Origin of the sequence: Shewanella phaeophyticola (assembly GCF_025398315.1) — a bacterium.
In the GTDB taxonomy this organism is placed as follows: Bacteria; Pseudomonadota; Gammaproteobacteria; order Enterobacterales; family Shewanellaceae; genus Shewanella; species Shewanella phaeophyticola.
On sequence record NZ_JAODOQ010000001.1, the window covers coordinates 279,729 to 302,466 of the forward strand.

Consider the following 22,738-nt stretch of genomic DNA (forward strand, 5'->3'; position numbering starts at 1 on the left):
TTGAAGTTGGATAAACTCTTTAATCAATGGCGTTGCGATGACATAACGATATTATAACCGCATCCCGTTTTACTCAGAGAACAATCAACATGATAGTTTTTCATCAGTTAATTGGATCCCATAGCTTGCGACATGAGGTGTGTTCGGTACAAGTGCCTAAAGGCGAATTCCTCGTTTTAAATCGAGGTAATTTAAAAACTTTTAACTCCGCCACACTTTTGTAGCCTAAAAAAACGTCTTTGCATATTCCTAAATGGTATAAAAAATTATCTTTTATTCTTTTTTGGTTTTCAAACCTAGTAGTAAGCTAATTGCATTACACTGTTATAAGGCCGTCTTATGTTGTTAAAAGAACTTTCAGCGTTAGCGTCGCCATTGTCTCAAGGGCAAGTCGATAAGCTAAAACAATTCACATCAGAATTATCGTCTATGCAACTTGCATGGGTTAGTGGTTATTTAGCCGCAACGGCGAATCAAAGCCCAACTGCAGGCGTACCAGCAGCAGAGACTTCTGCCGTACAAACAGTGACCATTTTATATGGCAGCCAAACCGGCAATGGCCGCGGTGTCGCTCAGGCATTAGCCGCTAAAGCTCAGGCTCAAGGTTATGCTGTTAACCTGAGTTCCATGGGTGAATACAAGGTTCGCCAATTAAAGCAAGAAACGGTGTTACTGCTGGTTGTGAGTACTCACGGTGAAGGTGAAGCGCCAGACGATGCCATTGAACTACATAAGTTTTTAGCCTCAAAACGTGCGCCTAAATTAGATAACTTACATTACTCGGTTTTAGCATTAGGGGATTCAAGCTACGAATTTTTCTGCCAAACAGGTAAAGACTTTGATGCCCGTCTGAGCGCACTCGGTGCTAAAGCGTTACTGCCTATCGTTGAATGTGACGTTGATTACGAAGATGCCGCAGCGCAATGGCAAGACAGTGTAGTTGAGGCGGCTAAGCCACATATTCAAACCTCAGGTGCCAGCGTAACCCCTATAGGTGCAACTGCTGCTGTTGGTGAAAGCCAATATACTAAGCAAAACCCATACAGCGCTGAAGTGCTAGTTAGCCAAAAAATTACCGGCCGTGATTCTGACCGTGACGTACGCCATGTTGAAATTGATTTAGGCGAGTCAGGGCTAACCTATCAAGTAGGTGATGCGTTAGGTGTGTGGTTTAGTAACAACGAAGCCTTAGTGGATGAAGTGATTAACGGCCTTGGTTTAGATGCTGATGAAAATGTCACAGTATCAAAAGAGTCGTATTCATTAAAAGCGGCATTAACCGACAAGAAAGAATTAACCCAGTTATACCCTGGCCTTGTTAAATCATGGGTCGAGCTGAGTGGCAGTGCCGAGCTTGCAGCCATTTGTGAAGACAAAGAGCAAACCAGGCTATTTATTTTAGCAAATCAGCTAGCCGACTTAATTGCAGCTTATCCTGCTAAGGTCAGTGCAACACAGCTAGTTGATATGTTGCGTCCGCTAACTCCACGCTTGTATTCCATTGCCTCAAGTCAGGCTGAAGTTGAATCTGAAGTGCATTTAACGGTTGCATTAGTTGAAGATGAACGTCAAGGCCATGCCCGTTTTGGCGGAGCATCGCACTTTTTAGCGTCAGCTGAAGAGGGGCAACAGGTTAACGTTTATGTTGAGCCTAACAACCACTTCCGCTTACCTGAAAACCCAGAGACCCCAGTCATTATGGTTGGCTCTGGCACAGGTGTTGCGCCATTCCGCGCCTTTATGCAGCAACGCGCGGCAGACGGTGTAACGGGTAACAGTTGGTTATTCTTTGGTAACCCGCATTTTGAACAAGACTTTTTATATCAGGTTGAGTGGCAGCAGTATCTTAAAAACGGCGATTTATCACGTTTAGATGTGGCGTTCTCGCGCGATCAGTGCCTATAAAGTGTATGTGCAGCATCGAATTACTGAACAAGCTGAAACCTTATGGCAGTGGCTACAAAATGGCGCCCATGTGTATATTTGCGGTGACGCAGAGCGCATGGCAAAAGATGTACATCAAGCATTAGTGAATATTGCGGTTGAACAAGGTGGCTTAAGCGCTGATGACGCCGAAGCGTACCTTGAAACACTGCGTAGTGAAAAACGTTACCAAAAAGACGTGTATTAAATTCGGTCTAGGTTAGTTTTCAATACCCAATCGCACTAATGAATTGAACAGAATTAAGAGAGGCCAAGGCCATGAGTGAGCAAAAGTTAGCAGTAAACGAATATTTAAAAATCGACAGTGATTATTTACGCGGCGATATCCAAGGTGGGTTAGATACCCAAGTGACCGGCTCGTTTAGCGATGGCGATCAGCAGTTAATTAAATTCCACGGTTTTTATCAGCAAGACGATCGCGATTTACGTAATGAGCGTAAAGAGCAAAAGCTAGAGCCTTTGCATAGCTTTATGCTGCGAGCTCGTGTACCTGGCGGTATTTGCACCCCTGAGCAGTGGTTAGAAGTTGATAAAATTTCGTCAACATTAACCACCTCTAACAGTATTCGTTTAACTACGCGCCAAACGTTCCAATACCACGGTATTCCTAAGCGTAACCTTAAGACGCTAATACAGGGATTAGATCGCGCTGCACTTGATTCTATTGCCGCCTGTGGTGACGTAAACCGTAACGTAATGTGTAACCCAAACCCAGTTGAGTCAAAGTTACATGCACAGGCTTACGCGGTTGCCAAGCATTTATCTGATCACTTGCTGCCGCACACGCGTGCTTATGCTGAAATTTGGTTAGATGAAGAAAAGCTCTTAGGTACCGAAACCGTAGAGCCAGTTTACGGTAAAACCTATTTGCCTCGTAAATTTAAAATGGCTGTCGCGGTTCCTCCGCATAACGATGTTGACGTTTACACCAATGACCTTGGCTTTATTGCCGTTGCAGAAGACGGTGAATTAGTTGGCTTTAACTTAGTTGCAGGCGGCGGTATGGGGTCAACCCATGGTGAAGTTGAAACCTTCCCACGGTTAGCGGATGACTTTGGTTTTATCAAAACAGAAGATGTCACCAAGTTTGCAGAAGCGGTTATGACTGTTCAGCGCGACTGGGGTAACCGTGTTGTGCGTAAACGTGCGCGTTTAAAGTACACCATTGTTGACCATGGCTATGATGCGTTTAAAGCCGAAGTTGAAAAACGTGCCGGGGTTAAGTTTGAGCCAAAACGTGACGTAGTCATTGGCGATCGCGGCGATCGTTATGGTTGGGTTGAAGGCATCGACAATAAATTCCACTTAACGTTATTTATTGAAAGTGGCCGCATTAAAGATATGCCAGGCCAAACCTTGCAAACCGGTTTACGTGAAATTGCCAAAATTCATAAAGGTGATTTCCGCATGACCTCAAACCAAAATATGATCATTGCTGGCGTTGCTGCAGAAGATAAAGCTGAAATCGAAGGTTTGGCACGTAAGCACGGCTTATTAGGCCAGGTGCTAAGTGGTACTCGCGGCCATTCAATTGCTTGTGTGGCATTACCGACTTGTCCATTAGCCATGGCGGAAGCTGAACGTTATTTCCCAGAGTTTATCGATCATATCGATGCATTGCAGGCTAAGCACGGCATTAGCGAGCAGTCAATTGTGGTGCGAATGACAGGTTGTCCAAACGGCTGTGCTCGTCCATTTGCTGCTGAAATTGGCTTAGTGGGTAAAGCGCCTGGTCGTTATAACTTATATTTAGGCGCCAGCTTTGAAGGCACGCGTTTAAACAAAATGCATAAAGAAAACATTCAAGAGGCTGAAATTTTAGCGGAATTGGATGCTTTGTTTGGCCGCTACGCCACAGAGCGCGATGCGGGCGAAACCTTTGGTAACTTCACGGTGCGCATTGGCGTTGTGAAGGCGGTTAATGACGCCGCTAAGGATTTTCATGCCTAATGAAGTGGTAACGACTGCATCGAAAGATGCAGGCGTCGATCATAGTGTCACTCCCGCACAACTGCAGGCGTTGTTATCAGCGCCTAAAGCTGAGCAAGTGACTGCACTGGAAAGCATAAACCAGTTTTTAGCGGGTTTAACGGCTCAGCAGCGTGTTGCTTGGGGGTTAGCCTATTTACCAGGCGAGCATGCGTTATCGTCAAGCTTTGGTATTCAAGGCGCGGTAATGTTGCATATGGTCACCCAAGCGCAAAGTGATATCCCGGTGATTTTAACCGACACTGGCTATTTGTTTCCTGAGACTTACCAATTTATTGATCAGTTAACCCAGCGCTTAAACCTTAACCTTAAAGTGTACCAAGCAGAGCAAACTCAAGCGTGGCAAGAAGCGCGTTTTGGTAAGCTGTGGGAGCAGGGGATTGATGGTCTAGAAAAGTATAACCGCATCAATAAGGTGGAGCCTATGCAGCGCGCATTAGCTGAATTGAATGTCGGCACCTGGTTTGCAGGATTACGTCGCAGTCAATCGAGTACGCGTGAAGCATTGCCTATTTTAGCCATAAGTGGCAAAAGGTTTAAGTTGTTGCCCATTATTGAGTGGAGCAATAAAGACGTACACATGTATTTAACTGAGCATAATCTGCCATATCACCCTTTGTGGGATCATGGCTATGTGTCAGTGGGTGATACTCATTCTAGCAAGCCGCTAGAGTTAGGTATGACAGAAGAAGAAACCCGTTTTAATGGTTTAAAACGCGAATGTGGTTTGCACTTCGATATTTAGCCGTATTTCGGAGAGTAAAAGGCTTTCAAACAGTCCCCTGAGTTCTGATATTAAGTGTTTTATACCTTATTTGAGTCTAGTTGATTAAGTCTTTTTCTGTAGTGTCGTGAGGTATTCACCTGTTAATAAAACGGGTGAATGTTGACTAACCTCAACTGTGTATAATCATTTTTTCACACAGTCCTATGCCCTGTTAACTGGATTATTTTCTACATAAAAAACCGATAATAGAAATACTATTGATGTGTCGATTCGCTATACCATCAATGTTTTAGTTGCAGGTGCTCCTCCAAAAGATTGAATTTTTCAGGTGTCATCGACGCTTAATCGCTTTGTCATGTCAATAAATCATAGTGTTATGATTGGCTGTATGAATTAAACGATTAAATTTTATTTAAATTTTCATGCAAGCATGCCGATAATAGTCTAAATTTAGACGTTCCCGTAGAGGGTTTTTGTTGGCGTTTTGGGGTTGTTATTGCAACCCACGTACCTTCAAAAGCTTCGCTCGCATCCTCGAGCACTTTGATTGACTTGTTAGCGTATAAGCAATCAACAATGTAAACCCGATAACCCAGATGTATATGGGTTATCGGGTGTTATTTTTTCCTTCCCGATCATTTCTGCCTGTCCTTCATCTTTTATGATGAGTTCGCTATCCGTTCACGAATTATGTTGAATCGCCACTACAGATGCGTAATGCTTCATTTAATGCTAGATTAATCCGTAGTTTATCGGTGTAATCGATAATGAATTTTAGATGTACAACATAATTTTAACGCTAACTCATGTCATGGAAGAGTTAACAACAATATAAATTGGAGTTTATAGATGAACAAAATGGCAATTGCAGCTGTGGTATTGGCCGTTGGTGCAGGTGGATATTTCCTGTCACAACAAGGCACATCGGTTGTTAAAAATGATCCGATGCTAGATTTTATCCCTGCTGATACCGTGATGTTTTCTGGCCAGCTGGCACCGTTTCCATTAAAAGATTATTTGTACAGTATTGCGGGTAATTACCAAACTAATGGCATGGATGAAATCCTGCAACTTAATGCCAGTTCATCTGAGCAAGAGCGATTTTTTGTCAGCTTATATAAGCAGTACATGAATGTATTGCCAACCCCTGATGTGTTGTTAGCCACGTACGGGTTACCTGACTCGGTTAAGAGTTATTTCTACACTCTGGGCGCGCTGCCAGTCATGAAAATACAGTTAAGTAACCCAGATGCATTTTGGGCTGAGCTGGATCGTGCTGAGCAAGACAGTGGTTTGGCACATACAACAGGTATCGTTGGTGAGACAGAATACCGTGCTTATTCATTAACTGACGCCAATGAGCAAGAGCAAATCAATTTAGTGTTTGCTGAAAAGCAAGGCTGGTTAACCGTGACGTTAAATACCTCATTTAATCAGGTGGAACTACTTGAAATGGCGCTTGGCGAAAAACCTGTTGAGCAGCCGTTAAGCGGCACAACATTGCTGCAAGACATTGCTAAAAGTCATGGCTTTATGCAAGACAGCATTAGTTTTGTTAACCATGTTGAATTGATCAAAGGCTTAACCACTGCTGATGGCAATATGCTCGCGAAGCAAATTAGTAAAATGGCCGAAACTCAGGGTGAAGATCCTTTTGCAGAACTAAAAATACCGACTTGCCAAACTGAGTTTGCGGCAATTGCGGCTAATTGGCCTCGTACCGTGATGGGCTTAAATAGCTATTCTATTAGCCGTGAAGAAAGTGACATTGATGCCGTTGTCGTCGTTGAGAGTCACAATCAAGTCATTTTGTCTGCACTGGCTAAAATGCGAGGCTTTATTCCTGCATTTGACAACAGCGACCACGATAACATTTTATCAATGGCTCTTGGAATGGATGTAAACCAACTTGCTCCAGCGTTGACTGAAGTGTGGAAAGATCTGCAAACTCCAAGTTATCAATGTGAAGCGTTAGCCCAAATGCAAGGCGAGTTAGATGAATTAAATCCTGCAATGTTAGGAATGATGACTGGCATGGCCAATGGCGTTAAAGGCATGAGCGTGACGTTAGCCGATTATAAATTAACCGAGGTTAATGGCGAGCCAAGCTTTGAAAAATTGGACGCGTTAGTGACGGTGTCGGCTGAAAACCCAATCATGTTAATTGATATGGTGAAGCCATTCTTCCCGCCTTTAGCTAACATTGACTTGAAAGATAATGGTGACCCAGTTGATATTACGCCTTTATTGATGCTTCCACCTGAATTTGGTGTGAGTGCTAAAATGGCGGTTAAAGGCAATCATTTAGTGGTTTATACCGGTGACAGAGGTACAGAGCTTGCTGATGGCTTATTTAAACAAACATTATCAGCCAATGGCTTTTTTGATTTTGCAGTGGATTATCAAAAAATGTTTATGCCACTAGTGGATGTGATTGAAATGAGCGGCGAGCCAATGCCTGAAGAACTCGAAGCATTAAAAGACTACAATATGCGGTTAAAAATGTCTGTAGATTTTACCGATAAAGGTATTGTGATTGGCTCTAAAGTAAACAGTAAAGCCAGCGCTGAGTAGTGCTCATCTGGTCTTATAGCAATTAAAAAGGTGACCTAATTAGGTCACCTTTTTTGTTTTATCTTGGATTAACGTACACGAGTTACAAAATATCGTTTAACGCAATACCAATACCAAAACGTTGATTGTGGTGATTGTAATCAATAAGGCTTTCACCGTAACCATTAAAATATTGGGTGTAGATCCGTAAGTTACCAATAACAGGGTAGCTCCAGGTGAACTCAACCGCGCCGCGATTAGGTGATTGTAGGTTATTACGCCATAGCACCGTAAAGCGATGTTCATCAAGGCCGTATACGCCGGTTAATTCAAAATTACCCATGTATTCGTCAATATCAGGGTTATCGTCGCCATCTGCTGAAGTGGGGGTTTCTTTTTCATCTTCAGGAATGCGCCACCACGCTTTTAATCCCAATGCGAATGGCAGCTTTGTCGAATACAGCGCTACCATAAATGCGGTTCCAACTACGTGATAAATCTGTGGATTGCCCATTAGATTGATGTACCAAGCCAAAGCCTAAAAATGAGTTAGTAAAACCGCCAATTTTCCAGTTGTTGTTAAATAGCATAAAGACTTCAGGTTCGTGGTTAGTTTCACGAAACGGTGACGAAGCGTCTTGGTTGTAGACTTGCCAGTACGATTGGTTGGTATATGCAAAAAATAAATGGCCGTTATCGCCAAACACGTTGTACCACACCGGAAACTTAAAACTAATTTGAAACTTAGCCTCGAGCTTATCAATATCAATGTCATCGTCGGGATATTTTGTTTCGAACGGCAATGGGTTAGTGCTAGTTTGGTAGGTTACTGGGAGTAAATAGTTCGCTTTATGTGGGGTGAGCACAAAAGGTTTTTCTGAGGTAGCTAATTCATCTTTAACACGCTCGTCTACTAATGAATCTTCAGCAAAGCTTGAACTGATACTGCCGAGTAACAACAGCGGTATCGCTTGGTAGTATGTGTTTTTTTTCATTGCATTATCCATTAGCAAAGTTGTAATTGTAATTATTTGAAACACATTGTTATCAATTGTGTTGCTTTTGTCGAATTAAGTTCAAGCTTAATCTACTAATACGTGATTGAGTGGTAACTAGATTTAATTACTTCATATACCTTTTGGTTATAAAAACTAACTTTTTACTATTGTATATGGAATATGTAAAACGCTATATTCGAGCATAGTAAATTATATTGAGGTAGATGTGATGGAATTAGTATCGATGCCAGGGCAAAAAGCCAAAGGCAAAGTATGGTTAGTTGGCGCAGGTCCTGGTGACGTTGAGCTATTAACCCTAAAAGCTTTTCGCATTCTTAAAAACGCTGATGCTGTGCTGTATGACGCATTAGTGAGCCAAGATATTGTAGATCTGATTCCATCGAGTGCTGAAAAGATTGCCGTAGGCAAACGTGCGGGCAAACACAGCGCCGCTCAAGATGAAATTAATCAATTGTTAGTGACTAAGGCGTATACCCGCAAAAATGTGGTGCGCTTAAAAGGTGGCGACCCGTTTATTTTTGGCCGTGGCGGTGAAGAGCTACAAACCTTAGTAGCGTCAGGCATCGCTTTTGAAGTAGTGCCAGGCATCACCGCTGCAAGTGGCACGTCTGCTTATGCGGGTATTCCGCTTACACATCGTGATTATGCCCAAGGTGTCACCTTTATTACCGGACATTGCCAGTTAGGTAGTCGCCCTATGGATTGGCAAGGTTATGCCAATCCTAATAACACGCTAGTGGTTTATATGGGTATTTTAAATGCCAACATTATTAGCGAAGGTTTAATCGGTGCAGGGAGAAGCGCTGATACTCCAGTGGCGATAGTTTCTAAAGCCACGACATCAGCACAGCAACGTTTTTTTGGAACATTGGGTGAGTTAGCCCAACTAGCAGCAGACCCAGCATTACAGATGCCAGCATTAATGATTATTGGTGAAGTGGTTGAGCTTGCAGACAACTTACACTGGTTTGAGCCGAATACAGATAAACACACATCCGATTTAGAGGCTGCAGCTAAAGCGCTGTAGCGATACAATTTTAACCCGCTGTTAAAGGTAATGGAGAATAATCGAAGCAGGCCGTTTTATTGCTTTTTATATCAATAAATAGCGAAATTTTCTGATAACGGCTGATTGACATACATGTATTTTTTAATGCGTGAAAACATGGTGTGTTTATACATTTGATATCAATTTGCTTAGGTATGAGACATGAGCGAAATTTGGTTACTGTCGGTTATATTGTTCGGGTTAGTTATTGGGTTAATTGCAGGTTTAGGTTCTCCTGCGGGGTTATTCTTTTTTGCATCACTGGCATGTTATTTATTTTCACTTGCAGATTTAAGCGTCATTTTAAGCAATTTTACAAATAATGGTCTAATAACATTAGTGCTGTTAGTGCTTGCCGCCACAGCTTTAGAAAAAACCTCTTTGTTAGGTAAAGTAAGCTATGTTGTTGGTCGAAGCACTTTATTTCCAACTTTGATTAAACTAGGGTTTTCAACAGCCTTACTATCGTCGTTTACCAACAACACTGCAGTGGTAGCTTCAATGATCAGTGTTGTTCGTCGCAACCCTACACATGCACCTGCTAAGTTATTATTACCGCTCAATTATGCGGCCATCCTTGGCGGTACATTAACCTTAATAGGCACTTCAACTAACTTAATTGTTAACTCGTTTGTTGAAAACGCAGGTTTAGAACCATTGGGTTTTTTCGAGTTTACACAAGTGGGTGCACTGTTGGTGGTGGGGGGATTAACTTTACTGACCATTCTCGCTAACTTTTTACCCGACAGACGTGAAGAGTCAGAGGATGAGGCATTGCCTTATTTACTTGAAGCTCACGTAGCTAAAACGTCCACCCTGGTGGGTAAAAGTGTTATCGATAATCGTTTACGTGCACTTAAAAAACTTTACCTAGTTGAGTTAGAGCGTAGCGGTATTCGTATTTGCCCTGTGCCACCACAAATGGTGTTGCAAGCCGATGATGTATTGCGATTTAGCGGTGCAGTTGAGTCGGTTGAATTATTACATCAATTTGATGGCTTAGAGTGGTTTGGCAAGCAGCACGCTAAAGGCCAAAATTTGGTAGAAGCGGTATTAGCACCATCATCAAGTTTAGTGGGTACGAGCTTAAAAGACTCTCGATTTCGTGAAGTGTTTGACGCAGCGGTTATGGCGATTCGTCGTGGTCATCTACCGCTAAAAGGTGGGCTAGGTGACATCGTATTACAACCTGGTGACGTACTGCTCTTAACGCCAGGCGATCGTTTTTCAAAATGCCCTAATTTGACCACAGACTTTGCCGCCATTAGCGGTTTAGATTTGAGTGTTCGTTTAGATGAAAAGCGTGGTAATTGGGTATTAGCAGGATTTGCCTTAACCATCTTAGTGAGCATTTTTGACGTATTCCCCTTAGCTAAAGGCTTAGTATTATTACTGCTCAGTTATGTGGCTATTAAAGCCGTGACCTTAACTGAACTTAAGCGCCGGTTCCCAATTGAATTGGTGGTTATCGTTGGCAGTGCGTTAGGATTAGCTAACCTGATGGTGGCTACTGGTTTAGCAGATCAAATGGCCCAAGGCTTATTAAGTGTGTTTAACGGTTATGGTGTATTTGCTGCATTTGCTGGCGTGTATTTTATCACGCTAGTTGTCACAGAGCTGATAACCAACAATGCTGCCGCGGCGTTAGCATTCCCTGTTGCTTATGCAATAGCGATGAGTTTTGGTGTTGATCCTCGCCCGTTTATTATGGCTGTGGTATTTGGCGCCAGCGCGAGTTTTATTTCTCCTTACGGTTATCAAACTAATCTGATGGTATACAACGCAGGTAATTATAAGTTAAGTGATTTTGTTCGTTTAGGATTACCCTTATCGATTCTTTATTCTGTGATTGTATTATTGGCTGTACCGTATTTTTTCCCGTTTTAGTATGAGTTTTAGCGCGGTATTGGATATCGCGGTTCAGGAGCTGTTATGAGCAATATTGTTTGGCATCAACATTCGATAGACCAAGCTGCCCGAGGGGCACAAAAAGGCCAAAATCCAGTGTTGTTATGGTTTACTGGTTTGTCTGGTTCAGGCAAGTCAACGCTTGCTGGCGCCCTAGAGAGAGCATTATTTGAGCACGGCTTTCATACTTATTTGTTAGACGGTGATAACGTTCGCCACGGCTTATGTAAAGACTTAGGTTTTAGCCTTGAAGACCGTGATGAAAACTTACGTCGTGTAGGCGAAGTGGCTAAATTGATGGTTGATTCAGGCTTAGTGGTGCTGTCGGCATTTATCTCACCGACGCGTGAAGAGCGCGATCGCGTCCGTGCATTATTTTCTCAAGGTCAATTTGTTGAAGTGCATGTTTCAACGCCATTGAGTGTGTGTGAATCGCGTGATCCAAAAGGTTTATATGCCAAAGCTCGTAAAGGTGAAATTGAAAACTTTACCGGTATTTCATCACCATACGAGGTGCCTGAATCTGCTGAGTTAACCATAGACACCAGCAAAGGCGATCTTGGCACGCAGGTGAATGGTTTATTAGCTTATTTAAAAGCTATTGAGGTGTTAAACCCGCCAAGGCAAATTGCTGGCGCGGGAATTTAAGCCGCGAATGTAAACCTCATTGAGTAAATAATTAAAAAAGGTTGAATATTTCTATTCAACCTTTTTTATTGTCTGTAACTGGATTATTTAGATTAATACTTTTTTTAGGATCCGCTGCCAGTTTCCGCCCATGAAACGATCGCGGTCGGATGATTTAAAGCGCGCTTTTTTTAAGGCGTCATCAATGCGGCTCATGCGGTCTATGTGGTTAAGTTCAGGGATAACAACATGCTTAGGCGCTACGTCAAACCCTAATACGTTTTTACTTTGCAGGCTATGCCACCAACCAAGGTACTCTTTGACCCCTTCGTTGTTATTGTTATTTAACGCTAATAAGTTTTCTTGGCCGCGCAGTGGAAAATCATTGGCCACTGCAGCGCAGTCAACACCACCGACTCTGGCAACGTATTCTATCTGTTTTATGTAATCTTCAATGGTGGGGGAGGCATTATTGGTGAGCCAAAAACTCATCATAAATACCCCAAAAACGCCACCTGTGTCGGCTACTGCTCTGATTACGTCATCTGATGAGCAGCGTGCATGATTGACAAAGTGTCTGGCTGCGCCATGACTCAGCACAATGGGCGATTGGCTGGCTTTTGCTGTATCAAGTGCGGTTTGTTCACTTGAGTGGCTAACATCGATAAGCATGTTTCTTTTGTTAAGCTCGGCAATTAGCGCATGACCGGCGGCGGTAAGAGGCTTGTTAAGCCCTTGGTTGCCATTGTTGTCTAGTGCGCCACCTGCGAAACGATTGCCGTAGTGATGGGTGAGTTGTAATACACGTAAGCCTTGCTGTTGCAATGACTCTAGTTGTGGCCAAAGTGGAGGATTGCCATTGGCTGAAATGCCATCGTCTTCGACACAATCAGCCCCTTGGATTTGAAAGTACACTGCAGTGCGTTCCTGCTCTCGAGCCTTATCTATATCGGCGCCCATGAGGCCTTGCAAGTATACCTCTGGATTTTCGCTAACGGTATTGGCTGCTTGTTTAATGCTGTTAATACAGGCTTGATAGGTGCGTTTATAATTTTTAGTGCCATCGCTTTGCTCAATAGTTTCTATTGCCGAAACGTCAGCGATAAAAGCATCGAGTTTTGAGGCTTTAACATCATTGATGTCATTGGGTAAAAAGGACAACCCGTCAACATACAGACGGTGAGGTTGGGCTCCCCAAGCGGGAAGCGTACAAAGTGGACTTAATAATGTGGCTGCTCCAAGGCCTTTTAAGATGTGGCGGCGTGTTGGGTTGCAGACTTTTAGGGTCATTATTATTCCTTAGTTGAGGCCTATATTGGTGGCACTTTTTTAGGTGACACTCTCTTTGGCGTAACGTTTTATTGCTTCGGCTAATGCATTGAGGCCATTGGTTCTTGAAGGACTTAGCTGGCCACTGAGGCCTAAGCGATCAAAATAATCTGTAACTTCAAATTGGCTAATTTGTTCAGTGGTTTTCCCTTGAGTTGCCACGAGTAAAATGGCGATTAACCCTTTAACAATCCGCGCATCGCTATCTGCGAGATAAAAATGTTGGTCGTTTTTCTGATGATGATATAACCAGGCTTGGCTTTCACAGCCCTTTACCTGAGCATTATCTTGTTTAAATTCGTCAGTTAGCGCTGGTAATTGTTTACCGAGCAGCATGATATGACGATACTTATCTTGCCAGCTTTTGGCTTGTTCTATTTGTGTTACTGCTGAAGTTAACTCGGCAGGTAACACAGTAAACAGTTGACTTTCTGGTATTTTACTTGGGCTCATTTGGGTCATTAACAATGCTGTCTCATAAAGCGCATGGGGGTGTTAAGTTATAACAATAACTCTTTTACCGTATTTAGCGCATGAATAAATTGATCAATATCTTGCTTATTAGTATAGATGCCAATTGAGGCTCTACAGCAACCCGCTAAATTAAGTTCGCTCATCAGTGGCATGGCACAGTGATGACCACAGCGAACGGCAACAGCTTGTTGGTCTAGTAATATGCCAACATCCTGGTGATGCTCATTGGCTAAGTTAAATGCGACCGAACCAATATTATTCTGTGATGGGTTACCTGCAATGCCGTACAAGGTTATATCGCCTAAACTAAGCAATTGCTGTTGTAAATAACCCATTAACTGTTGCTCGTGGGCTGCTATATCTTGGCGCGGTAGGCACTGTAAAAATGTGATTGCAGCACCCAATCCGATCACTTCTGCAATGGCTGGCGTGCCAGCCTCAAGCCTGTTTGGCAACTCACCATATTCAGTACGATCAAAGCTGACGGTTTTGATCATTTCGCCGCCGGTAAGCATTGGCGTTAATGTGTTTAATTGTTCAAAGCGGCCGTACAAAATACCGACACCTGTTGGATCATACATTTTATGACCTGAAAACACATAAAAGTCGCAATCAATGTGTTGTACATTGATATCAAGGTGGGCAACTGCTTGTGCGCCATCGATTAAGGTTAATGCACCTGCATTTTTAGCTTTAGCTATTAGGTCGTTAATTGGGTTTACTGTGCCTAACGCGTTGGATACATGACATAACGCGACGAGTTTAGGCTTGCATGCTAATAGTTGGTCATAGGCGTCAATATCAAGCTGAGCATTAGCTGTAAGCGGTATCGGTTTAATCACCGCCCCTGTGCGTTTAGCGAGCTCTTGCCAGGGCACGATATTGGCATGATGCGCTGCAGTATCAATTAAGATCACATCATTAGCTTGTAGCTGCGCAGTTAAGCCGTATGCGACCATGTTGATTGATTCGGTCGTGCCGTGAGTGAAGATAATTTCTTGCGGCTTTGATGTATTAATAAAGTGGCCAACTTGCTGGCGCACTGCTTCATATTGTCTGGTGGCTGAGCCGATAATTGGTGTGCAGCGCGATGAACATTGGCATTGTTGAGCTGATAATACTCATTCATTGCATCAATCACAGCCTGAGGTTTTTGGCTGGTTGCGGCGGTGTCTAAATAGCATAAAGGATGATCGCCTAGAGTCTGTTTGAGTGCCGGGAATTGATCACGAATGGCCTGGTGAACAAATGGCGCTTGAGACGGAAATGGGGATATCGACTTCATGAATATGGGGTTCTTTATCAAAATAAAAGACATCAAGATCTTCAGTGATCTTGATGCCTAATGCAAGGTTTTGTCGGTAATAAGCTTAATGTTACGAGTTAGCTAATTAACTTAATGTTGCGAGTTTACGGGCAAGGAAAACGGTAAAGCGCTGACAGCTCGTTAATCCTAGTCATTAACTCTGTCGATAATGTCACTTTATGGCTGTCGATATTTTGTTTGAGCTGGTGCAGATCCGTTGCGCCAATAATGTTAGCTGCCACAAATTTGCGAGTATTAACAAATGCTAAGGCCATTTCTGTTGGGGTTAAGCCAAACTCACGTGCTAGATCGATATAAGCTTGGGTGGCTTGCAATGCAACCGGTGTGCTGTTGTAACGAGCAAAGCGTTTGTATACCGTAAGGCGTGCACCTTCTGGCCATTGATCGTTCTCGTATTTACCCGTTAATGTGCCAAAAGCCAATGGTGAATAAGCCAGTAATGGTACATTTTCACGATGGCTAATTTCAGACATGGCAATCTCATAACTGCGATTGAGCAAGTTATAGGGATTTTGCACACTCACAATACGGGGTAAATCGTGTTTTTCAGCCAACTTAAGGTATTTCATAAAGCCCCAAGGGGTTTCGTTCGAAATGCCAATATAGCGGACTTTACCTTGTTTTATCACTTCAGCGAGGGCTTCAAGGGTGTCTAAAATAGGCGTGTAATGTTCGTCTTCATCGTGTTCATACATCATCTCGCCAAAAAAATTGGTATTTCGGTCTGGCCAATGCACTTGGTATAAATCGATGGTGTCGATTTGTAAGCGACTTAATGAGTCATCCACGGCTTGATGTACATTGCGCCAGTCAAGAGCCATATTGTCACGAATATAGTCACCTTTAATGCCTGGGGCTGCAATTTTACTGGCAATGATCAGTTCATCACGATTCCCTTGGGCTTTTAGGTAACGACCTAAAATACGTTCGGTTTCACCCTGGGTGCTGGCTTGAGGTGGCACAGGATACATTTCGGCGGTATCAATAAAGTTAACGCCCTGGCCAATGGCATAGTCAAGTTGTGCGAAAGCTTGCTCTTGGGTATTTTGTTCGCCCCAAGTCATTGTCCCGAGGCAAATTTTACTGACCTCTAGCGTTGAATGTCCAATACGTTGATATTCCATTATCTTCCTCCTATGGAATGTGCTTAATTTGAGGCTACCAAGCTTTCATCCACTTGCAAAGCGCTATCAAACTGTTAGGAGAGGACTGCTTAAAAAACACTCTAAAAGCAACGGGTGCAGAAGATTAATGGAATGCTTTTTAAGCTATAAGTCCATTATCATGGCGATTTCGCAGGCATCGTGACCGGTTTCGCCTAAATGCTGACAGTGGATAAAACCGAGTTTTTCGTAGAGCGCTAAGGCTTCAACTAACACTGCTGTGGTTTCTAAATACATCGATTGGTATTGCTGATTTTTAGCAAATGCAATGCATTGCTGTGTGAGCTTTTTAGCCAAACCCTGGCCACGGATGGTGCGGTTAAAATACATTTTTTGCAGTTCGCACACACCGATATTGCCCGCAAGGGCTGCAACGCCTGCGCCGCCCACGACCTTACCTTGGTATTCAATCACCCAATATTGTGAGCCTTGTGCTTGGTATACTTCGCTTAAGCAGTCGAGGGTTTTGTCGGCTACGCTGAAGCCTTTGTCTGGGGTTAAGCCGTATTCTGCTGACACTTCACGGATCACTGCTGCCAATGCGGCATCATCTTGTGCTGTGAGTGGACGGATTATGGCATCGACGCTGTGGCTTAAAATGCTAGAGTGTTGAGTCATTAAATAATTCCGCATTAATAAAGGGAGCCATAGCCAGTAACAACGCTTGGGTATAAATGCTTTCACGGGTGGCTAAACCTTGAGTCAGTAGGCCTATCGCGCCGCCTTTTTGTTTAATATTTTGGGTGCTAAACATTCGGTCCATTACATGGCTCCAGTTCTTCGCCAGCGGCTAGAGCATTATATACGGTCGGCGGTAAGGGTAAGTTGGCGCTGCGACCAACAGATAAAGTGCCATTACTGATAATCGCCATATAAGCAAACGTTGCTGGATCATTGTCAAAATGGTCAACGCCGCCTTCCATTGCCACATAAAAGTCGGCAGTTTGTGTTTGTTGTTGACAATATTGAGCGCGATTAATGGCGCCTAGTTTGGTTTCGGCTTCTGTCATTGGTTGTTCTGCCACTTTTGAAGGAGCATGCATACCTTGGCAGCGCACAGTGCTGTTAGGGTAATACTGCGCAATGGCGTTTTTAGCGGCATTAATTTTTACTGGGTTGGTAGAACCGACAATAATATTGATGCAGTGAAGATGGTCGTGATGAGTTGTTGTCATAAGTTGTCGTTATTCAGTGTTCAGTATTGAATTTATCGGGTAGTGATATTAACCACTTTGTGTTGTTTTAGATGAATTTTTACATTTTTAGCTTAATGAATATTATCACTAAGTGGATATAAATATATATAAAACAGTTGGTTGTGATTTTGGTATGAAACCTGCTTAGTAATAGCCATTAAGGTGCAAATATGTATTAGTCAGTTTGCGACTAAGCTTATGTACCAGCCTATTCTATTCCGAATCTCTTTTAAAAGGAATTTAACCTATGTCTATTCGTATTGCGACCATTAGCCTAACTGTAGGTTTAGTATTAGGTGCGACAATTTTTGGCGCGTCCTACACCGAAGCGGAGTCGGTTTTTTCATTATCGGAATCTACCGAAGTGAATGCCGATCTAACACATACCCAACAAAAAATGACCTTAGACAGTCAATCACTAAGCCAATTAGTGGCTAATACTGGCGCGGGTAAATTAATCGTTAAAGGTGTAGAGGGGCAAACACAAATAGAAGTCACCGCAGATATTTATACCGATAAAAACAGCGACGATGTTGAGATTGAATTAACCCTAAACAAGCAAGGCGACAATGCCAAGTTTGTGGCCGATATTCAGTCTGATGGTTTTATGGAGCAATCGCCTTATATCGATGTGTTTATTACTGTGCCAGCGACTTTAGCGCTTGATATTACTGACGGTTCAGGAGCCTATTGAAATCAATGATGCAATGGCGGCGATTAAACTAAACGATGGCTCAGGTAGCATAGTGATGGAGCGCATAGGCGCAGTAAGCCTGGCTGATGGTTCAGGCTCAATTAACATGAAAGATGTCAATGGTAATGTAACTTTGCAAGACGGTTCTGGCTCTATCAACATTTCACAAGTTGCCGGTGATATTGAGGTTAGCGATGTTTCTGGCTCGATTAATATCGACCAGGTCAACGGTAAAGTCACCATTAGTGACGGTTCGGGCGGCATTAATGTGAGTCATACTCAAGGGCTTGAAATTGTTAACGCGGGTTCTGGTGGGGTTAATCATCAGTACATTGATGGACCTGTAATCATTAATTAATCTTTTATCCCTTATAGACAGTAAAACCTACTTGTTATTGCAGGTTTTGTTTTAAAGCCTAAATTAATCGTGGCATGATGCAGCATTGATTTAGCAAGGATAAAGCACAATGGCAAAGAAGTACTATGTGGTATGGGCAGGGCGTGAAACGGGTATTTTTACCAGCTGGGATGTCACCAAACGATCCGTTGATAAGTTTCCGCAAGCTAAATACAAATCCTTTGCCACTGAAGCTGAAGCAAAAGCGGCTTTTGCCAAGTCGCCGCACAACAGTATTGGCAAGCCCATCGCTAAAGCACCGGGCACAAAAACGACAAGCACTAAAGCGAAAGCGAGCAGCAGTACTGCAACCGAGGCGTCTAACAATGCGATACTGTCGCAGTTTGATGTAGTGATTTACACCGATGGAGGTTGTGAGCCTAATCCGGGTAAAGCTGGCTCTGGGGTTGCGGTATATCGTCAAGCTCAACTTGCCGAGTTATGGTATGGCTTATTTAATCCGAATGGCACCAACAATACCGCAGAGCTTAATGCATTACATCAAGCCTTATTGATGGCTAAAACGGCATTAGATGCCGGGCATAGCGTGCAGATTATGAGCGACTCGCAATATTCAATTAAGTGTATTAGCGAGTGGGCTTACGGTTGGAAGTCAAAAGGCTGGATCCGCAAAGGTGGTGAAATCGCTAACCTAGATATCATTAAACAAGCGCATGAACTTTATGATGCGATTAAAGATCAGCTAACTATTCAACATGTTGCAGCTCATATTGGCATTGAAGGTAATGAACTCGCCGATAGAATGTCAATCTATGCCATTGATCAACAACACAGTGCTTTTAGTCAATTTAAGCCACCATTGGACATTGGTAAAATATTAGCATTACGTACAGGCTAATGACTGAGCTTCACGGACAAAAAAGCCGGATTACTGAAATGTCCAACTTTATGGGGTCACTTCATTACTCCGGCTTTTGCATTTCACTAACACCATGGATACTAGTTCAGTTTTTGTTTAATACTGACACAACGTTGTTCTTGTTGGCGAGTTTCAAGCAGGGCGCGTCTAGCCAGTTTTGACAAACCAGTTTCGCTATTTAACACCTGGCTAATAGCATCAATATTGGCTGCGCTGCAATCTGTAGGGATTAATTTTGAAGCAAAGCTGCGCATAAACACCGGCACTTTATCGTCCATGAGTTGCAAATTTTCAAAGCGTTGCTCGGCGGTTGCAGCGCTAAGTAACTTTTGTTCTGCAGGGTATAGGTTATACATCGCCACACGAATTTTTGAAAATGCCATACTGTCGTTATGCTCGATGGTATTTAACCATTGGCGCTTAAGCGATGACTGCGGGCGGATAACCTCAGCGGCAATGGCAGCCTTTACGCCTGAGTCAGATTGATCAAGCTGTTTTTCTCGAGCCAGTAATGCTTGAGCATCGCCATAATCATAACGGTTTAGTTGGCGGATCATGTCCCAACGTAGATCTTGATCTATGGTTAAACCTTTAATATGGCTTTTGCTTTGAAGTAACGACTGAATATGTTCAAGCGCATCACCATGGCTTGATAGGCTAATGTAGGCATCGAACCAACGACGTTGAAAGTCTCGGTTACGGTAGCTTTCCATGCTCATGCGTAGGCTCATTTGGCTTAACGCTTTTGATATTTTGCTGTTATAACTGGCATGAGTTGGCGCCATTAAGTCGAGGTAGTTTTTGGCTCGCTGCATGTTATTAAGTACTTGGCCTAAAATGGTGTAGTCTTTTTCCAGCGGCGCATTGATTAAGGCAATATTTAAGAACTGCTCTAACGACGCGTTACCATCAACCACACTGTCCCACATACTTTGCCATAACATCGATCGCAATAATGGGTCGCTCACATGGCTGAGTTGCTGCTTGGCAGTATCGAATGACTTTTGGTCTAATTCAACTTTCACAAATCCCCAATCATCATAGTTTGGATACACTAAATCAGGACAGATCTCGCCAACCAGTTCGTTAACTTCCGTATAAGCGCCTTTGTAGGTCACAGCAATTGTTTGCTGCTTATCGAGCCCGTATCGGTGGTGGTCGAATAAGCCTATTTTCACTCGCTGCTCACGCAGTGTTGGGTGTTGGCTATCTTCAGCGGTTTGCACTAATGCAAAAGAGTCTATTTGATTATCCTGGCAAGTGTATTGTGCCTTAATGGTATTGACGCCAGCGGCATATAACCACTCTTGAGTCCATTGCGACAAATCCCGGCCACTGGCTTTGGCTAAACTATTAATAAAATCGCTTAATTCGGCATTTTGATAGCTGTATTGCTGCAAGTACTGGCTGACACCACGGCGGAAGGTTTCTTCACCTAACAGATGACGCAGTTGTTTAATGGTTGATGCCCCTTTTTGATAGGTGATGGCATCAATGTTATCAAATGCATTTTGACTGGTGGCCACCGGTACTTCAATTGGGTGAGTGGTGACTAAACTGTCTTGATGATAAGCCGCTTGCTTACCAGAGGCGTAGAAGGTTCGCCATGCATGGCTGAACTCAGTGGCTTCGCTAGTGGCCAACGTCCCCATAAATGAGGCAAAGCTTTCATTTAACCATAAGCCATTCCACCATTTCATAGTGACTAAATCACCAAACCATTGGTGAGCCATTTCATGCATGATAACTCCGGCTAAACGTTGTTTTTGCTCGGCGGTCATTTGGGCATTAAATAAGAAGCGATCTTCTGAAAAGGTAATTGCAGCGGCGTTTTCCATGGCGCCATATAAAAAGTCTGGCACTAGCACCTGGTCGTACTTTTTAAATGGGTAATCTATCCCAAAGTAACTGTCAAAAAAGTCTAAACCTTGCTTGGTATAGGTAAACCAATCTTGTGGGGTAACCTGCTCAGCCACCGATTGACGCGAGAATAAGCGCATTGGGTAACGACCAGAGTCATCTTGCCAAACTTTATATGGATCCGCATGCATAGAAAAGTTATATGGGCTTAATTTAGGCGTAGTAGGGAAGGTCCATAAGTTGGTTTCGCCTTGGTCTACCACGTTAGTTTCACGCATGGCACTGATCACTTGCCAGTCTTTTGGGGCATGAACATTAATCTGGTAGGTGGCTTTTAAGTCGGGTTGATCAAACACCGCGAGACATTTGCTGCGCGGCAGCAGGCTCAAAATGTGAATATAAGTAAACTTTACTGTCAACTGGGTCAACAAAGCGATGTAAGCCTTCACCGTTGGTACTATGTTCGCGGGTAAACTCAACTGTAATGGTGTTGTTGCCAGTGTCCAATAGGCTTTGGTTAATTACGATATATGCGCCGTTGTAGTTAGGGTAAACCTTGGTGCCGTTAATGATAAATTGTTTAATATTGGCTTTGTTTAGGTCAAGTGTCAGTGATTTAGGCACACTGCTAAGGTCAAAGTTAACGGTCGACTTGGCACTGAATTGACTATTTTCACTTAAAAAGAAAGTAAGATCGTATTGTACATTTGAGACTACGTTAGCGCGTGCCTGCGCTTGCTGTTGGCTAATGTAAGCCGAGCCATCACGTTGTAACGTTGAGGTCGATACAGAGCTACTGCAACTTATGACGCTAGCACAACATAATGCAACAAAACTGGTTTTGATAACCTGTGGACTAAACAATTCAGTGGATAACAATTTCACGTTAGTGTTCCTAACTTATTATTGGGTGTATGAAAAAGCCGACATCAATGTCGGCTTTATTACTATGTGCTTGGGTATTACAAGCCTAAGAATGACTTAGATTTAACCTTACGGATTTCTTTTTCGTCAGACCATTCAATTAAACCGGTTTCAAGATCCATTAAACGCATGGTCATCTTGTAGTACACATCTTTGGTGCTGCCATCTTGTTTAACAATGCTCGATAGGTTGCCATAAAGCATGTATTGCGCGCCAATTTGACGGCCAAACTTAATGGCGGTTGTTGGGTCTACCATGCCAGCATTGTTTTGATAATCTAGCTGCTTACGTACGGCATCCACTTTGGTCATGTCGATAAATCGGAACTTACCAGAACGGAGTAACTTGTTGCTAATCGTGTCGGTAACTGACTCGGTATCGATATGCTCTGAGGTCTTATTTTTGATTTTATCAACAAATATAATTGGACGATTGGTTTGTGTCATTACAACCACTGGCGGGAAGGTCATCATGCTGTCGACCATTTTGGCGGCAATATCTTGCAGATCAGTTGAGCCAAAGTTTTCGTTAACGGTTTCAACTTCGGTGGCATCGCCATATTCCACTTTAGATTGACAGGCGCTCAGCCCCATTACTGCAGCTAACACAAATATCAGTTTTAAATTTTTCATAATAAATTCCATTGGTGATGAGTGACAGTTGATAAGGGGTTATCGTC

General features: G+C 43.1%; 14 protein-coding genes and 5 pseudogenes. 10 read left to right on the top strand and 9 right to left on the bottom strand.

Features of this window, described 5'->3' with window-relative positions:
- The first annotated feature begins 339 nt into the window (after positions 1–339).
- The 4 genes and pseudogenes from N4T56_RS01345 to N4T56_RS01360 all read left to right on the top strand — a co-directional run bounded on the left by N4T56_RS01345 (position 340) and on the right by N4T56_RS01360 (position 7,234).
- A pseudogene (locus N4T56_RS01345) lies at positions 340–2,131 on the top strand (assimilatory sulfite reductase (NADPH) flavoprotein subunit).
- Positions 2,132–2,202: 71 nt separating this feature from the next.
- Complete coding sequence (cysI, locus tag N4T56_RS01350; RefSeq protein WP_261731967.1) at positions 2,203–3,894, top strand: assimilatory sulfite reductase (NADPH) hemoprotein subunit; 1,692 nt, start codon at positions 2,203–2,205, stop codon at positions 3,892–3,894.
- A complete protein-coding gene (locus N4T56_RS01355; protein ID WP_261731968.1) occupies positions 3,887–4,678 on the top strand; it encodes a phosphoadenylyl-sulfate reductase in 792 nt (263 codons plus the stop codon). Before cysI ends, N4T56_RS01355 begins: the two co-directional genes overlap by 8 nt.
- Before the next feature lie 831 nt (positions 4,679–5,509).
- A complete protein-coding gene (locus tag N4T56_RS01360; protein ID WP_261731969.1) occupies positions 5,510–7,234 on the top strand; it encodes a hypothetical protein in 1,725 nt (574 codons plus the stop codon).
- A gap of 82 nt (positions 7,235–7,316) precedes the next feature.
- Here N4T56_RS01360 and N4T56_RS01365 read toward each other — a convergent pair.
- Positions 7,317–8,208, bottom strand: a pseudogene (locus N4T56_RS01365) (phospholipase A).
- A gap of 232 nt (positions 8,209–8,440) precedes the next feature.
- Here N4T56_RS01365 and cobA point away from each other — a divergent pair.
- The 3 genes from cobA to cysC all read left to right on the top strand — a co-directional run bounded on the left by cobA (position 8,441) and on the right by cysC (position 11,836).
- Positions 8,441–9,259, top strand: a complete 819-nt coding sequence (cobA, locus tag N4T56_RS01370; RefSeq protein WP_261731970.1) for a uroporphyrinogen-III C-methyltransferase — start codon at positions 8,441–8,443, stop codon at positions 9,257–9,259.
- Between the two features lie 183 nt (positions 9,260–9,442).
- Positions 9,443–11,167: an SLC13 family permease gene (locus N4T56_RS01375; RefSeq protein WP_261731971.1), complete on the top strand. Its 1,725-nt coding sequence runs from the start codon at positions 9,443–9,445 to the stop codon at positions 11,165–11,167.
- A 45-nt stretch (positions 11,168–11,212) separates the two neighbouring features.
- On the top strand, positions 11,213–11,836 hold the full coding sequence (cysC, locus tag N4T56_RS01380; RefSeq protein ID WP_261731972.1) for an adenylyl-sulfate kinase: 624 nt from the start codon (positions 11,213–11,215) through the stop codon (positions 11,834–11,836).
- 87 nt (positions 11,837–11,923) lie between these two features.
- Here cysC and N4T56_RS01385 read toward each other — a convergent pair whose 3' ends face one another.
- From N4T56_RS01385 to yjjX, 6 genes and pseudogenes are all read right to left on the bottom strand, one after another.
- On the bottom strand, positions 11,924–13,105 hold the full coding sequence (locus N4T56_RS01385; protein ID WP_261731973.1) for a dipeptidase: 1,182 nt from the start codon (positions 13,103–13,105) through the stop codon (positions 11,924–11,926).
- Positions 13,106–13,144: 39 nt separating this feature from the next.
- Positions 13,145–13,597, bottom strand: a complete 453-nt coding sequence (locus tag N4T56_RS01390) for a SufE family protein (RefSeq protein ID WP_261734727.1) — start codon at positions 13,595–13,597, stop codon at positions 13,145–13,147.
- Between the two features lie 47 nt (positions 13,598–13,644).
- Positions 13,645–14,936, bottom strand: a pseudogene (locus N4T56_RS01395) (aminotransferase class V-fold PLP-dependent enzyme).
- A gap of 92 nt (positions 14,937–15,028) precedes the next feature.
- Positions 15,029–16,069, bottom strand: a complete 1,041-nt coding sequence (locus tag N4T56_RS01405) for an NADP(H)-dependent aldo-keto reductase (protein ID WP_261731976.1) — start codon at positions 16,067–16,069, stop codon at positions 15,029–15,031.
- A gap of 144 nt (positions 16,070–16,213) precedes the next feature.
- The gene (locus N4T56_RS01410; RefSeq protein WP_261731977.1) at positions 16,214–16,726 is read right to left on the bottom strand and encodes a GNAT family N-acetyltransferase; all 513 of its coding nucleotides are present in this window, start codon (positions 16,724–16,726) and stop codon (positions 16,214–16,216) included.
- Positions 16,710–17,283: pseudogene (yjjX, locus tag N4T56_RS01415) on the bottom strand (inosine/xanthosine triphosphatase). The gene N4T56_RS01410 and the pseudogene yjjX overlap by 17 nt, the downstream one beginning before the upstream one ends.
- A 268-nt stretch (positions 17,284–17,551) precedes the next feature.
- Here yjjX and N4T56_RS01420 point away from each other — a divergent pair.
- The 3 genes from N4T56_RS01420 to N4T56_RS01430 all read left to right on the top strand — a co-directional run bounded on the left by N4T56_RS01420 (position 17,552) and on the right by N4T56_RS01430 (position 19,254).
- The gene (locus N4T56_RS01420) at positions 17,552–17,998 is read left to right on the top strand and encodes a hypothetical protein (RefSeq protein WP_261731978.1); all 447 of its coding nucleotides are present in this window, start codon (positions 17,552–17,554) and stop codon (positions 17,996–17,998) included.
- A gap of 13 nt (positions 17,999–18,011) precedes the next feature.
- On the top strand, positions 18,012–18,356 hold the full coding sequence (locus N4T56_RS01425) for a hypothetical protein (RefSeq protein WP_261731979.1): 345 nt from the start codon (positions 18,012–18,014) through the stop codon (positions 18,354–18,356).
- A 109-nt stretch (positions 18,357–18,465) separates the two neighbouring features.
- Positions 18,466–19,254, top strand: a complete 789-nt coding sequence (locus tag N4T56_RS01430) for a ribonuclease H family protein (protein ID WP_261731980.1) — start codon at positions 18,466–18,468, stop codon at positions 19,252–19,254.
- A 101-nt stretch (positions 19,255–19,355) separates the two neighbouring features.
- Here N4T56_RS01430 and pepN read toward each other — a convergent pair.
- Both pepN and lpoB read right to left on the bottom strand, forming a co-directional pair.
- Positions 19,356–22,020: pseudogene (pepN, locus tag N4T56_RS01435) on the bottom strand (aminopeptidase N).
- A gap of 77 nt (positions 22,021–22,097) precedes the next feature.
- Entirely contained in the window at positions 22,098–22,691 is a 594-nt protein-coding gene (gene lpoB, locus N4T56_RS01440) for a penicillin-binding protein activator LpoB (protein WP_188918121.1), read from the bottom strand.
- Positions 22,692–22,738 lie beyond the last annotated feature (47 nt).